The 13,527-nt window shown below is 62.3% G+C and carries 15 protein-coding genes; 11 read left to right on the forward strand and 4 right to left on the reverse strand.

Annotation, left to right across the window (positions count from 1 at the left end):
• Complete coding sequence (locus ACSQ84_RS15235) at positions 1-639, reverse strand: TetR/AcrR family transcriptional regulator (RefSeq protein ID WP_436212502.1); 639 nt, start codon at positions 637-639, stop codon at positions 1-3.
• Between the two features lie 165 nt (positions 640-804).
• Between ACSQ84_RS15235 and ACSQ84_RS15240 the strand changes: the two genes are divergently transcribed.
• Together ACSQ84_RS15240 and ACSQ84_RS15245 are read left to right on the forward strand one after the other, a co-directional pair.
• Positions 805-1,014, forward strand: a complete 210-nt coding sequence (locus ACSQ84_RS15240; RefSeq protein WP_436212503.1) for a ferredoxin — start codon at positions 805-807, stop codon at positions 1,012-1,014.
• A 70-nt stretch (positions 1,015-1,084) separates the two neighbouring features.
• Complete coding sequence (locus tag ACSQ84_RS15245) at positions 1,085-2,308, forward strand: cytochrome P450 (protein ID WP_436212504.1); 1,224 nt, start codon at positions 1,085-1,087, stop codon at positions 2,306-2,308.
• Positions 2,309-2,359: 51 nt separating this feature from the next.
• On the opposite strand, the gene ACSQ84_RS15250 is transcribed toward ACSQ84_RS15245, so the two are convergent.
• Complete coding sequence (locus ACSQ84_RS15250; protein WP_436212505.1) at positions 2,360-3,328, reverse strand: Bug family tripartite tricarboxylate transporter substrate binding protein; 969 nt, start codon at positions 3,326-3,328, stop codon at positions 2,360-2,362.
• Positions 3,329-3,412: 84 nt separating this feature from the next.
• On the reverse strand, positions 3,413-4,453 hold the full coding sequence (locus tag ACSQ84_RS15255) for a LacI family DNA-binding transcriptional regulator (RefSeq protein ID WP_436212506.1): 1,041 nt from the start codon (positions 4,451-4,453) through the stop codon (positions 3,413-3,415).
• Positions 4,454-4,667: 214 nt separating this feature from the next.
• On the opposite strand from ACSQ84_RS15255, the gene ACSQ84_RS15260 reads away from it, so the two are divergent.
• The 7 genes from ACSQ84_RS15260 to ACSQ84_RS15290 all read left to right on the forward strand — a co-directional run bounded on the left by ACSQ84_RS15260 (position 4,668) and on the right by ACSQ84_RS15290 (position 9,163).
• Positions 4,668-5,465 carry an SDR family NAD(P)-dependent oxidoreductase gene (locus tag ACSQ84_RS15260; protein WP_436212507.1) on the forward strand — a complete coding sequence of 266 codons (798 nt, stop codon included), beginning with the start codon at positions 4,668-4,670 and terminating at the stop codon, positions 5,463-5,465.
• A 68-nt stretch (positions 5,466-5,533) separates the two neighbouring features.
• Positions 5,534-6,067, forward strand: coding sequence for a VOC family protein (locus ACSQ84_RS15265; protein ID WP_436212508.1), 534 nt, complete (start codon positions 5,534-5,536; stop codon positions 6,065-6,067).
• Between the two features lie 38 nt (positions 6,068-6,105).
• On the forward strand, positions 6,106-6,678 hold the full coding sequence (locus ACSQ84_RS15270; protein WP_436212509.1) for a carboxymuconolactone decarboxylase family protein: 573 nt from the start codon (positions 6,106-6,108) through the stop codon (positions 6,676-6,678).
• 120 nt (positions 6,679-6,798) lie between these two features.
• Complete coding sequence (locus tag ACSQ84_RS15275) at positions 6,799-7,224, forward strand: DOPA 4,5-dioxygenase family protein (RefSeq protein WP_436212510.1); 426 nt, start codon at positions 6,799-6,801, stop codon at positions 7,222-7,224.
• Positions 7,225-7,423: 199 nt separating this feature from the next.
• On the forward strand, positions 7,424-8,419 hold the full coding sequence (locus ACSQ84_RS15280) for a DUF2778 domain-containing protein (protein ID WP_436212511.1): 996 nt from the start codon (positions 7,424-7,426) through the stop codon (positions 8,417-8,419).
• Positions 8,416-8,679, forward strand: a complete 264-nt coding sequence (locus ACSQ84_RS15285) for a hypothetical protein (protein WP_436212512.1) — start codon at positions 8,416-8,418, stop codon at positions 8,677-8,679. Before ACSQ84_RS15280 ends, ACSQ84_RS15285 begins: the two co-directional genes overlap by 4 nt.
• Positions 8,680-8,770: 91 nt before the next feature.
• A complete protein-coding gene (locus ACSQ84_RS15290) occupies positions 8,771-9,163 on the forward strand; it encodes a VOC family protein (RefSeq protein WP_436212513.1) in 393 nt (130 codons plus the stop codon).
• A gap of 328 nt (positions 9,164-9,491) precedes the next feature.
• Here ACSQ84_RS15290 and ACSQ84_RS15295 read toward each other — a convergent pair whose 3' ends face one another.
• Complete coding sequence (locus tag ACSQ84_RS15295; protein ID WP_436212514.1) at positions 9,492-10,532, reverse strand: 5-methyltetrahydropteroyltriglutamate--homocysteine methyltransferase; 1,041 nt, start codon at positions 10,530-10,532, stop codon at positions 9,492-9,494.
• A 341-nt stretch (positions 10,533-10,873) separates the two neighbouring features.
• Between ACSQ84_RS15295 and ACSQ84_RS15300 the strand changes: the two genes are divergently transcribed.
• Together ACSQ84_RS15300 and ACSQ84_RS15305 are read left to right on the forward strand one after the other, a co-directional pair.
• The gene (locus ACSQ84_RS15300) at positions 10,874-12,475 is read left to right on the forward strand and encodes an alpha-amylase family glycosyl hydrolase (protein ID WP_436212515.1); all 1,602 of its coding nucleotides are present in this window, start codon (positions 10,874-10,876) and stop codon (positions 12,473-12,475) included.
• A gap of 27 nt (positions 12,476-12,502) precedes the next feature.
• A complete protein-coding gene (locus ACSQ84_RS15305; protein WP_436212516.1) occupies positions 12,503-13,510 on the forward strand; it encodes a glycosyltransferase family 4 protein in 1,008 nt (335 codons plus the stop codon).
• Positions 13,511-13,527: the final 17 nt, after the last annotated feature.

A 13,527-nucleotide genomic window follows, 5' to 3' on the forward strand; every position in this document is an offset into this window, starting at 1 on the left:
CTATCGGCCGTTCTTGCCCGCCGCCTTGATCGCGACCGACAGCGCCAGTTTGGTCTGGTCGACGATGTCCTCGACCAGCTCCTCCCGGCTGACATTGGCAAGCTGGCCGGTGAGCAGGCCTTGTTCGGCCAGCATGACCACGCCGTGCAGAGATGCCCAGATTTGCAGGGCGCTTCGTTCACGCAGCAATCCGACCGCGGGCGCTTCGAGGGACTCCAGCAGCAGGTCGAAGGTTTCCCTCGCAGCAACGTGCAGTTCGCTGCCCTTGGGTGCGCATGCCATGATTCGAGAGGCGAACATCAGGCGATAGATGCCGTTGCGGCGAAGGCCGAACTCCAGTGTGGCTTGCGCAAAGCGCGACAGCTTCGACCGCCTGGAGGGTTTCCCGATCGATTCGCGCAGGATGGCGTTGAACTGGCGGAAGGCCTCGGCCGTTACCGCCGTCAGCAGGCTCTCGCGGTCGGAAAAATGCTTGTAGGGGGCCGGCTGCGAGACGCCGAGCTTCTTCGCGAGCCCGCTGATGCTGATCGCTTCGGGGCCGCCGAGTTCCACCTCCCCGAGCGCAGCCTGCACCAGGGCGTCGCGAAGATCCCCATGATGATAGGTGTTGAGCGGCTTACGTGCGGGGCGCGGGGACATTGAGTGTAATGATCTATAACTTTACGCTTGACAGTACAATCGCGGCGATAATGTAATATGCTATAACTTAAAGAGGCGGGCCGGCCGTGGCCGCACCGCCCGGATCAACATGAGGAAACGCGGCGCGCAATCCAAGTGCGCGTTGCTTCGAAGGGAGCGCTCGCCATGCCGGGAAAGCTGAAGATCCGCGTCGACCAGGACAAATGCCAGGGTCACGCGCGCTGCAAGTCGCTGGCGCCGGAACTGTTCGATCTCGACGAATTCGGCAACGCCCACGAGGTCGGCGACGGTTCGGTGCCTGCCGGCCTCGAAGACAAGGCGTGGCTCGCCCAGACCAATTGCCCGGAAATTGCGATCGAAGTGCAGGAAGAATAGGGGCTTCACAATAGTCCGGCCCTGCAATCAAGCTCGCCCTGAACGAACCCAAGCAAAAGGAATTTGCGCGATGTCCGATTCCGTCAGCATGATGCCCGAACATCCCCCGGTCACCGATTGGGTCAACGATTTCGATCACACCGATCCGCGCTGGACCGAAGACCCGTTTCCGATCTGGGACGCGTTGCGCGGCGAATGCCCGGTGGTTCACACCAAGCGTTTCCTCGGCTGCTATCTGCCAACCACCTATCAGGCGGTGAAGGAAATCGCCTACGACACCGAGCATTTCTCGTCGCGCCGGGTCGTCGTGCGCGATGTGCGGCCGGAAGTGCGCCGAAACGCCGCGCCCCCGATCACCTCGGATCCGCCCGAGCACAAGCCGGCCAAGCAATTATTGCTGCCGCCGTTCACCCCCGACGCGATGAAGAAGCTGGAGCCCCGGGTCCGCGCGATCTGCAACGAATTGATCGACGAATTCATCGCCGACGGCAAATGCGACGCCGCGGCGCGCTACACCAAGCATGTTCCGGTGCGCGCCATCGCCCACATGCTCGGCATCCCCGAAGGCGACGGCGAACTCTTCGTCAAATGGATCCACATGCTCCTCGAGCTCAGCATCAAGGACGAGAGCAAGGGTGCCCAGGCGTATCAGGAGATGACCGGCTATTTCGCCGGCCATATCGAGCATCGCAAGGCGCAGCCGACCGACGATCTGATCTCGACCCTGATGAAGGCCAGGGACAAGGACGGTCAACCGCTGGAAGATTCCCAGGTGCTGGGCTCGCTGGCGCTATTGCTGATCGCCGGCATCGACACCACCTGGAGCGCGATCGGCTCCTCGCTGTGGCATCTGGCGAACACGCCTGAAGACCGCGATCGCCTGATCGCGGAGCCCGAATTGATGCCGAGCGCGATCGAGGAATTTTTGCGAGCCTATTCCCCGGTGACGATGGCGCGCGAGGTGATGAAGGAAACCACCGTCAGCGGCTGCCCGGTCAAGCCCGGCAACATGGTGCTGCTGTCCTTCCCGGCCGCCAATCGCGACCCCGCGATGTTCCCGGATGCCGACAAGGTGGTGATCGACCGTAAGGAAAATCGCCATGCCGCGTTCGGCCTCGGCATTCACCGCTGCGTCGGCTCCAACCTGGCCCGCATGGAAATGACGGTCGCGATCGAGGAATGGCTGAAGCGGATTCCGGACTTCAAGCTCGATCCGGCCGGCAAGGTCACCTGGTCGGAAGGCACGGTGCGCGGCCCACGCCAGCTTCCGATGCTGTTCGGCAAGAAGAACTGAGCGGTTTGCAGGCGGGCGACGCCGGTGATTTCAGCCGGCTCGCCCGCCTGTCTACTTGATTTCGATCTTCGCTTCCTTGGCGACCACCCTCCAGGCTTCGATGTCGCGCGCGTTGATGTCGCGCTGCTTATCGCCCGCGATGAAATCGGCGGTGACGCCGAGCGCGAGCAGCCTTTCGGTCATGTCGGTTTCGGCGATCGACTCCTGCAGCGCGGCTGAAAGCTTTTTCGCGGCAATGTCGGGGATGCCTGCCGGCGCGTACATCACCCAGGATAGGCTGCGTTCAAAATCGATGCCCTGATCCTTGTAACTTGCGACGTCAGGCAGGCTCGGCGAGCGGTCGCCGCATGTGCCCAGGGCTTTCAGTTTGCCATCCTTCACCAGCGGCGTTGCGGTGGCCATGTCCAGCGTACCGACCGAGATATGGCCGCCGATCAGATCGTTCGCCACCTTGGCCGCGCCGCTGAACGGGACGTGCTGCAGCCGGATGCCGGCCTTCTGCGACAGGATTTCCGCGCAGAAATGTCCGGTCGAGCCGACGCCCCAGGATCCGTACTGGATCCGATCGTCCTTCTTCGCCATCGCGATCAGGCCGCGGAGGTCATTGGCCGGAAAATCCTTGGAGGCCACCACCAGGATCGCCGACGTTCCAATGCGGCCGATGACTGCAAAATCCCTGATCGGATCATAGGGCAGGCTCGCATAGGATGCGGGCGCAAGCACATGCGTGGTCATGCCGCCGATCATGATGGTGTAGCCATCCGCCGGCGAGGTCGCGACCATTTGCGTGCCGATGGTGCCGGCGGCACCGGTGCGGTTTTCGACGAAGATGGTCTGCCCCAGGCGTTTGCCCATCTTGTCGGCCAAAAGCCGGCCGATGACATCGCCACCGCCGCCGGCTGCGAACGGTAGCAGCATCTTGATTTTTCTGGAGGGATAATCCGCCGCATCCTGGGCGCTTGCCGAACAGGTGGCCAATACGAGCGTCAGCAGCGTCAGCAAATTCGTGCGGTAATTCATACGCAACTCCCTTGGGTTTCCCGGTATTTGTTTTTTATTTAACGGTCGTCAAAGCAGGCAGGTCAGCAGGGCAGTTCTTTCAACTCATTTGGCGCGCGGCCCGGCGCAGGAATGTCGAAGGATAAATCGGGTCGGCAGATAGATCGGCCGCGTGTCATGGGCCTGATCGCCGTCGCGGATGCGCGCCAGCAGAATTTTCGCGGCGATCCGGCCGATCTCGCTTAAGTCCCATGTCAGCGTGCTGATCGCCGGCGTCGCATGCCGGGCCAGATCGGTGTCGCCGACACACACCAGCGAGATGTCCTCGGGATAGCGAATGCCGTTGCTGGCGAGCGCATCCATCACGCTGGCGAGCATATGCGTTCCCAGCGTGATGATCGCGGTCGGAGGCGCGGGGCCCTGCAGCAATTGACAGACGTCGCTGAACGCGATGCCGGAGCCGTGCAGCTGCGGGCGGACGAGATCGAGATCGACCTCAAGCCCGGCTTCGATATGCGCCTGCCGATAGCCGGCTACCCGCTCCGTACTCGGCAGCACCGCCGCGGGCCCGGTCAGCAGTGCGATGCGACGATGGCCGAGGCCGATGAGATAGCGCGTCACCTCGAAGCCGCCGCCGCGATGATCGGCGCGCACCGACGGGGCTCCCGGCACCTCGCGGTCGATGCTGACGCAGGGCAGATCGAGCGTGGCAAGCGCGCTGGTGAAATCCTTGTGGGTGTTGTCACCCGCGAACAGCAGCAATCCATCCATCCGCCGCCGGCGAACCGCGGATATGAACGCGGTTTCGCGCGCCTCCTCGTGCCGCGTCGTGCCGAGCATCAGGACATAGCCGGCGCGCTGCAACTCCTCTTCCGCGGCGTTGACCAATTCGCTGTAGAGCGGATTGGAGATGTCCGACACCATACAGCCGATCGTGTTGCTGGCGCGCGAGCGCAACGCCTGCGCGGCCGAGTGCGGTTCGAACCCGAGGCGGTCCACCACGCGCATGATCCGGGCGTGCAGTTCAGGGCTGGTATGCGGCTCGCGGTTAAGTACCCGGCTGACGCTGCTGACCGATACGCCGGCTTGCGCGGCGACATCGCGAATGGTCGGCCGTGCAGATGGGGTCGGCTGGGTTCTGGTCATCGGTCCTGGTTGCCCGCTGTCTCGTCCTGAGTGCCCGGATTTGTTGGGTTCGAGGCTGGTCCGCTTAAAATCGACGCAGGGCTGGAAACGTTATTTGGTACTTTCCACCCAATAATATTGACATGGTCGGAAACATCAAGCTCAATCGTGGAAACGTTTCCAAGAATGCGCCCGACCGGGCCTGGGGAGGAATCGGCGTGAACGGGCGGACCTCATGAAACGGCGAGTCGAAGGCAAGGTCGCGCTGGTGACCGGCGCCGCCAACGGGATCGGCCGCGGCGCGGTCATTGTCCTCGCGCGCGAGGGCGCGAAGATCATGGCGACCGACCTGCAGGACGAAAACGGCGAGCGCCTGCTGCGGGAATTGCGCGCGAATGGATCCGAGGCGGAGTATCTCCACCACGACGTGACCAGCGAAGACGATTGGCAGTCGGTGATCGCCCAAACCAAAGCGCGGTTCGGTCGGCTGGATGTGCTCGTCAACAACGCCGGGATCGGTCTCTCCGGTCCGGTCGTCGACATGTCGCTTGCCGATTGGCGCAGGCAGGTCGCCGTCAACCTCGATGGCGTCTTCCTCGGCGTCAAGACGGCGCTTCCCCTGATGCGCGCCGGCGGGGGCGGCAGCATCATCAATGTTTCCTCGATCGCGGGAATCAAGGCGTCGCCAAACGTGTCGGGCTATTGCGCGACCAAGGGTGGCGTTCGCCTCTTCACCAAATCCGTGGCGCTGGAATGCGCCGCTGCCAAGGACGGCGTCCGGGTCAACTCGCTTCACCCCGGCATCACCGAAACCGCGATCTGGGACACGCTGATCGGCACCGCAGCGGAGGGCTCGAATTCCGGGCCGCCGCGCGGCGCGACGCTGGACAGACTGACCGAACGCGCGGTGCCGCTCGGTTTCAAGGCGATGCCGGAAGATATCGCCAACGGCATTCTGTGGCTCGCCAGCGACGAGAGCCGTTACGTCACGGGCACCGAACTCGTGATCGACGGCGGCCGCTCGATCGGCTGATGCGCGGGAAGAACGATAGGCGCGGGATCCGCAACAAGCGCGCGATGCCACCGACAACGGAGGTAAACATGAGTCGCATCTTTGGCGCCGTCTGTCAGAACGGATATGTAGTGCGCGACATCCGCGCCGCGATGGATCACTGGATCAACGTGATGGGCGTCGGACCCTGGTTCTACATCGATCGGGTCAAGACCGACTGGTTCCGCTATCGCGGCGCTGATTCCGGCGTTGAGATGAGCATCGCGCTGGCCAATTCCGGCGATCTTCAGATCGAGCTCATTCAACAGAGGAACGACGCGCCTTCGATGTACAAGGAGTTTCTCGACTCCGGGAGCGAAGGAATGCAGCACATGTCGTACTGGACCCGCGATTATCAGAGCCTGTATGACCGTGCGCTGTCCCTGGGTTACAAGGTCGGGCACGAAGGCCAGATCGGCGGCGAGCAGGGCCGCTTCTGTTACTTCGATACACAATCCCATCCCGGCACCGTGATCGAGATATCCGACATCAGCGGCGGCAAGGGACGGTTCTTTGAGTACATCAAGCAGGTCGCGACCGGTTGGGACGGATCCAATCCGATCCGTGACGTCAAAGCCAGCTGACGCTTCGGCAAAAAACAGGAAACGAAAAGGAGACGCACATGGCGAGATTACCCCTGATCGACCCCGAGAAGACCAGCGGCGATATGCGCACGGCCTTCGACCGGATGCCGGTCAAGCTCAACATCTTCCGGATGCTGGCACACGCCGAGACCAATTTCATTCCGGCGATGCGGTTCGCCAACTCCATCCTGCATAAGCAGAAGCTCGGCCATGGCAATCGCGAACTGCTGATCCTCCTGGTCGCGCAGCGGGAAGACGGCGCCTATGAATGGCGCCAGCATGTTCCGATCGCGCTCGGGGTCGGTGTCGCGCAGCGGCAGATCGACTGCATCCAACAGGGGAAATACGCCGATGCCGCGTTCAGTGCCGCCGAACAGGCACTGCTGGCGTTCGGCCGCGAGGTGATCGAGAACGTGCGCGTGTCCGCGCCGGTGTTTGCCGAAATGCGCGCGCATTTCAGCGAACAGGAGATCGTCGAATCGATCATGACGATCGGCTTCTATATGATGATGGCGCGCCTGACCGAGGCGACCGAAACCGACCTCGATCCCGCCGCCGGGATGACGGTGTACGAAAGCAGCAAGCGCGGTAAAGCCGCAACTGCGGATTGACCGCGCCGCCGGCACCGGCGATCATTGCGACCGGTTTGCCATAGCGTTTTCGAGCGAAGTGGATGCCGGTTCGCGTTAAGAAAACGCGTCAAAAAAATACTGAAAACGGGAGCGGTTGCGATGAGCGAGTTGGCGGAGAAAAGTGGTCCGCGATCCCTGAGCGAGATCGCCAGCTACCACGCCCATGTCTATTACGATCCGGCGGCGACGCGGGGCGAGGCCGAGCGGTTGCGCAGCTGGATCGGCGAGCGCTTTTCGGTGACGCTTGGACGGTGGCACGACGTCAAGGTCGGCCCCCACGATCAGGCGATGTACCAGGTCGCCTTCGCCAGGGAGGTGTTCCCCGAGCTGGTGCCCTGGCTGATGCTCAACCATGGCCGGTTGAGCGTTCTGGTGCATCCGAACACCACCAATCCGCGCCGGGACCACCTCGCCGATCCGATCTGGATCGGGCCGGCGCTGTCCGTGCATGCCGACAAGCTGCCGGAACATTCCGAGCTGGAGCAGGCGCCCGCGCCGAATACGAGCCCGACGCTGCTGCCCTGAGCACGGTATCCGCGATTGCCACACCGGGAACCGGTTGCCGTTTACCAAGATTTCTCTGGCTTTTCCGGGTTCGATTGATGACCATAGCCGTGGTCGCGTGTCTCGATTATGCCTTACTTTGAATTGCATTATGTTCGCACTTATTCGGTGAATCCCTTGCGGAATCAGGTGTGATTCCGAAGCGCCGAGCCGGGGACGGATGGATCACAGGACCACGAGTGCAGCCGGGCTTGCTTCGAGCCGCGGTTTTCCATTGGTCGGCAAGGCCATCTTCGCCGTTGCCATGCTCGTGGCGACGTCGGCGCTGGCCGCATGGGTGGCGGATTTCGACGCCGTTGCGTGGCTGCGGAATCCGCAAGGCGCGCAGGCTGTCAGCCTGACGTCGTTCGATGACCGGTTCGGATCGGGTTCGGCGCGCAACGCACCTTCGATCAGGTATCCCTCGCGTCCCGTGATCCGCCCGGCGCGAACGGATTTCGACGCCGAGTTCGGCCACATCGAAAGCCAGTTCGCCGAGCAATCGCCGGACGCGCAGGCCGAGCAGCCGCGGCCCTCAGCCGAAGCCGCCATTCCGCTTCCGAGGTCTCGGCCCGCCGAAGCCAGCCTGGCGCTGAAGGTCGATCCGCCGCCGCCTCCAGCTCCGCCGGCGCGGTCGAATGACCGGACCATGTTCGAGAAGCTGGCCGATCTGGTGCCGATGCGCTTTACGCTGGCGTCGCTGACGCCGGGGGACGGCTTGTTCGGCAGCAAGCCTGATCTTGGCGCGCTCGGATACGACAGCTTTACCGCGGTCTATGATATCTCGGCGCGCACCGTTTACATGCCGAACGGTGTCAAGCTCGAGGCGCATTCAGGCTTCGGCGGCTTGATGGACAATCCCGCTTACGTCAACCAGCGCATGGTCGGGGCGACGCCGCCGAACGTCTATGACCTGAAGCCGCGCGAGAAGCTGTTTCACGGCGTCGCCGCGCTTCGCATGACGCCGGTGGGCGAGGGCGACACGCTGGGGCGGACGGGATTGCTTGTGCACTCCTATTTGCTCGGGCCCAACGGGGATTCCAACGGCTGCGTCTCGATCAAGGAATATGACAAGTTCCTGCAGGCTTATCGAAACGGGCAGGTCAAGCGCCTCGTCGTGGTGCCGAGCCTGAACGAGGCTTTGACCGCGTCGCGGCGTGCAACGTCGCCATCATGACCGCCATCGACGTCTCCAATTCCGACACGCCGCTCCGCGCCACGTTCAAGATCAATTTGAACGGCAAGACGGTATCGATCGCGACCGTCGGCCAGGCCTACCGTTTCATCACCAATCTCAGTTCGGTCGAATGGATCGAGTTCAAGTCGTTGCATGCCGACGCGGTCAGGACGCTGCAAGAGGCCGCTGACAACGCGATGCTGACAGTGCAGGCGACCGACGCATTGCGCGCGCTGTTCGTTCGCGCCAAGCTGCTTTGACGCGATAGGTCCCAGAGCAGTACTACGTTTACAGGGCCATCTGTCGTCGATGGCCTGATTTCAAATCGATTTTCTCGAGAACGGCAAACTCATGAGTCTGGGTGACATTCGTAATCTCGATTACACGGTTCTGCTGTGTTCAAAAATGCAGGAAACCAGGGCATTCTATCTCGATGTCATGGGATTTCCGCTCGCCCACGACAGCGACAACTGGGTGAGCTTTCAGGTCGGCTCCGCGCTGCTCACCTTGAGGCCGCGCGGCCCCTGGGCTGCCTGGCACGATGGTCCGATCGCTCCCGGCTCGGCCGCGGTCCAACTCGCCTTCCGGGTTGCGCCGCATCTGATCGAATCCTGTCATGCCACGTTGCAGTCCAAGGGGGTGACGATCCTCAGCCCGCCGCGGGATATTCCGAGCTGGCACCATCGCGCGCTGTTCTTCCGCGACCCCGAGGATAACGTCATCGAGATCTACGCCGAAGTCTGAGCGCGCGCTGCGCCGGAACATGCGCTAGCTAGCTAGAGCGTGATGAGTTTAGGTCTGACTGCGAGCCGCGAAGCAGGTGCGCTCCCTCTCCCGCTTGCGGGGGAGGCGTAGGCGGCCTACGGCCGCCGTCCTTTGGTTTAAGAACGCCGATGCAAAGCATCGGCTATGGGGTGGGGGTGTCTCCGCAATTGACACTCCCGACGTGGAGAGAGCCCCCACCCGGCGCTTCGCGCCGACCTAAGAGCGAGCTTCGCTCGTCTCGACCCCGCAAGCGGGAGAGGTGCAGCGAATCTGCGGCCCCACCGCTTCAACTTAACTTCATCCTGCCCTAGCTGATCTCCCGGCGCACGGTGGCTGCCGCAACGCACATCGCCTTCAGCTTTCCGAACGCGACATGGCGCGGCATGTACTTCATGCCGCAATCCGGCGCGATCACGAGGCGATCGGCCGCGACGTGCTTGAGGCCATTGCGAATGCGGTCGGCGACGACTGCGACCGTCTCGATCTCGGGATTGCCGAGGTCGAGCACGCCCAGCATGATCTTCTTCGACGACAAATCCCTGAGCACGCCGAGATCGAGTTTCGGTTGTGCGGCCTCAATCGAAATCTGTTCGGCGCTGGTGTCGGCGAGTTCGGCGAGGAAGGAATAGCCGGCCGGCTTGGTCGAACCCGGTACGACCGCGGCATAGCCGAAACACAGATGCACCACCGTCGGCACCGTGATGCCGGCCAATGCGCGGTTGATCGCCTTGACGGCATAGCGCCGCGCGAGGTCGTGGTTGTTGCGCACCCAGGGCTCGTCGAGCTGGATCACGTCGGCGCCGGCCTTCTGCAGGTCGAGCGCTTCGGCGTTGACGGCTTCCGCGAACGCCATCGCGAGTTCCTCGTCGTCCTTGTAGAATTCGTTGCTGGCCTGCTGGCTCATCGTGAACGGGCCGGGCAGCGTGATCTTGGCGGCGCGGTCGGTATTCTTGCGCAGGAATTCCATGTCGGACAGTTCGACCGGACCGCGGCGCTTCACCGGACCGACCACCCGCGGCACTGGCGTCGCGTGGCCGCTGCGTGAGGTGATCATGACAGGCTTTTCGTCGTCGATGCCTTCGAGCGCCGTCGCAAAGCGGTTGGAATAGCTTTCGCGGCGGATCTCGCCGTCAGTGACGATGTCGATGCCGGCGCGCTCCATATCGCGGATCGCGACAATCGTCGCGTCATCCTGGGCTTCCTGCAGGTGCTCAAGCGGCAGCCGCCACATCGCATGCATGCGCGTGCGCGGCACCACTTTCGACAACATCGCGCGGTCGACCAGCCATTCCGGCTGCGGATAGCTTCCGACCACGGTCGTCGGCAGCAAATGCTTTGGCAGGTTCATGGCGGTCTCCTTGCTCTTGTTTTACTACCGCGTCAGGCTAAAGCCACGCGCTTCTCCCCTCTTGCTGGCGGTGGCGATTATGGCTTTTGGTCACCTCTTTTTGCCTCCAGCATGGGTAGCATCATAATTGCTCAATCGGACGCCTGAATAGGGTTAGTGGTGGCTACGCGGCGAGAGAACGGAAAAAAGCCGTCGACTTTCGATCGCAACAGGAACAGAGTCGTTTTGCCGATGCTCGGATGCGCGCAATCCGTTGAAGCGAAGGATAGGGTGGAAGCGTTTTGACGACCTCACGTGATCAATAAGCGGCAACCGGCGTTCCTGCCAAAGGCTGTGTTGGCATGACCGCGCCCTGGTGGCAGAATTGCGTGATCTATCAGGTCTACCCGCGTTCCTTTCAGGACACGAACGATGACGGCATAGGCGACCTCAGAGGGATCGAGCGGCGGCTCGATTACCTTGTCAGGCTTGGCGTCGATGCGATCTGGATCTCTCCGATTTATCCGTCGCCGATGGTTGATTTTGGTTATGACGTTGCCGACTATTGCGACGTCGATCCACGCTTTGGGACGCTGGCAGACTTCGACGGCCTGCTCATGCAAGCCCATCGGCGGGGGCTCAAGGTGCTGCTCGACTTCGTGCCCAACCACACTTCCGACCAGCATCCGTGGTTCGTCGAGAGCCGCGCCTCGCGAGAAAATCAGAAAAGAGAATGGTACATCTGGCGCGATGCTGCGGCCGACGGCGGACCGCCAAATAACTGGATCAGCGATTTCGGCGGCTCGGCCTGGGAGTGGGACGAGTTCACCGGACAATATTATTACCACGCCTTCCTGAAGGAGCAGCCGGATCTGAACTGGCGTCATCCAGCCGTGCAGGCGGCGATGTACGATGTGATGCGTTTCTGGTTCGACCGCGGCGTCGATGGCTTCCGCATCGATGTGCTCTGGCACATGGTGAAGGCCGCAGACTTCCCGGATAATCCGTCCAACCCGGCCTATCAGCCCGAACTGGGCGAAATGCACCGCCTGCTTCAACTCCATTCCACAGACCAACCCGAAGTGCATCGGATCGCCGCCGATATGCGCGCAATCGCCGACGGCTATGGCGCCAGGGGAAAAGGCGAGCGGGTTCTCATTGGTGAGATATACCTGCCGGTCGATCGTCTGATGCGCTATTACGGTGGTGAGCGACCGGGGGTGCACTTGCCCTTCAATTTCCAGCTCATCGATACGCCGTGGCGGGTGCGCTCGCTGGCGGCCGTTATCGCGAGCTATGAGGCCGCGCTACCACCGGGTGGCTGGCCAAATTGGGTGCTGGGCAACCATGACCGGCCGCGCGTTTCGACCAAGTGCGGACAGGCCCAGGCCCGCGTCGCGGCGGTGCTGTTGCTGACGCTTCGTGGCACACCCACGCTCTACTACGGCGACGAACTTGGTTTGAGCGATGTCATGATCGAATCATCGCAAGTGCGGGATCCGCGCGAGTTGCGTGAGCCCGGTTTGGCGTTGGGCCGGGACCCCATGCGCACGCCGATGCCATGGGACGACAGCGAAAATGCCGGTTTCACCTCGGCCGATCCGTGGCTACCGCTCAATGCCGACTGGCCGACGCGCAACGTGGCGCGGATGACGGAAGAATCGCACTCAATCCTGACGCTTTATTATCGGTTACTTGCTCTCAGGCGCGATCGCCTGGCATTGTCGATCGGTGACTTCGCTCTGTTGAATGTGGAAGACGAAATACTCGTTTACGCGCGTCGACACGATGCGGAGCAGTTGATTGTGGCGCTCAACCTTGGAGACCGGCAGCACCGGGTTCAGCTGCCGGATTGGGCGCGCGGGAGCCGGTCGCTGCTGTCCACCGCCACGGATGCCGCGCTGGTCGAAGGCGGCGTTCTCCTGCTACGACCCAATGAAGCCGTCGTGCTCAAGGCCGGATAGCAGCACCAAGCAGAGAAGGATGGTTACTTGCGTATCGCCATGCTGGCGCCGATCTCCTGGCGTACACCGCCGCGTCACTACGGCCCTTGGGAGCAGGTGACGAGTCTCTTGACCGAAGCCTTGGTCGCACGCGGTGTTGATGTCACGCTGTTCGCCACCAAGGATAGCAGCACGGCAGGCAGGCTGGATGCCGTTTGCCCGGCGCCCTATTCCGAGGATCCCGCGATCGATGCGAAGGTGTGGGAGATGCTCCATGTGGCCCACGTCTTTGAGCAGGCTGGTCAGTTCGATCTTATCCACAACCAGGCCGATTTCGTACCGCTCGCTTTCTCGCGGTTGGTCAGAACCCCTGTCGTGACGACGATCCACGGTTTCTCTTCCGAGCGCATTCTACCCGCCTATAAGGAATACGAAAAACGCGTCCACTATGTTGCCATCAGCGAGGCGGATCGCCATCCGGACTTGCGCTATGCCGCGACGATCCACCATGGCATCCCGCTGGAGGATTTCCCATTCGACCCGCATGGCAGCGAAGATCTGCTGTTCTTCGGCCGCATTCACCCGGACAAGGGGGCCGCTGAAGCGATCACGGCGGCAGATCGATCCGGCCGGAAATTGGTCATTGCCGGCATCGTCCAGGACCAGAATTATTACGATGAGCAGGTAGCTCCCGTGCTCGACGACGAATCCGTGGTCTATCTTGGCCCGGTTGGCGGAACGGTGCGCGCAAAGACTCTGGGCTCCGCGCGCGCGCTGCTCCACCTCATCAATTTCGACGAGCCGTTCGGTCTGTCGGTGGTAGAAGCGCTCGCCTGCGGAACGCCGGTCATCGCCCGCAACCGGGGCTCGATGCCCGAGCTCATAGATGATGGCGTGACCGGATTTCTGGTCGACAGCTTCGATGCGGCGGTAGATGCGATCGGTCGCATCGACGAAATCGATCGCGCTGCCTGTCGTGCCGCGGTATCGGCACGGTTCACGGTAGATCGCATGGCCGACAGATATTTGGACCTGTACCGATCAATCCTTGGCTGAGAACCGGGGCTTGCAGC

It is taken from the genome of Bradyrhizobium sp. LjRoot220 (assembly GCF_964252915.1).
Taxonomy (GTDB): Bacteria; Pseudomonadota; Alphaproteobacteria; order Rhizobiales; family Xanthobacteraceae; genus Bradyrhizobium.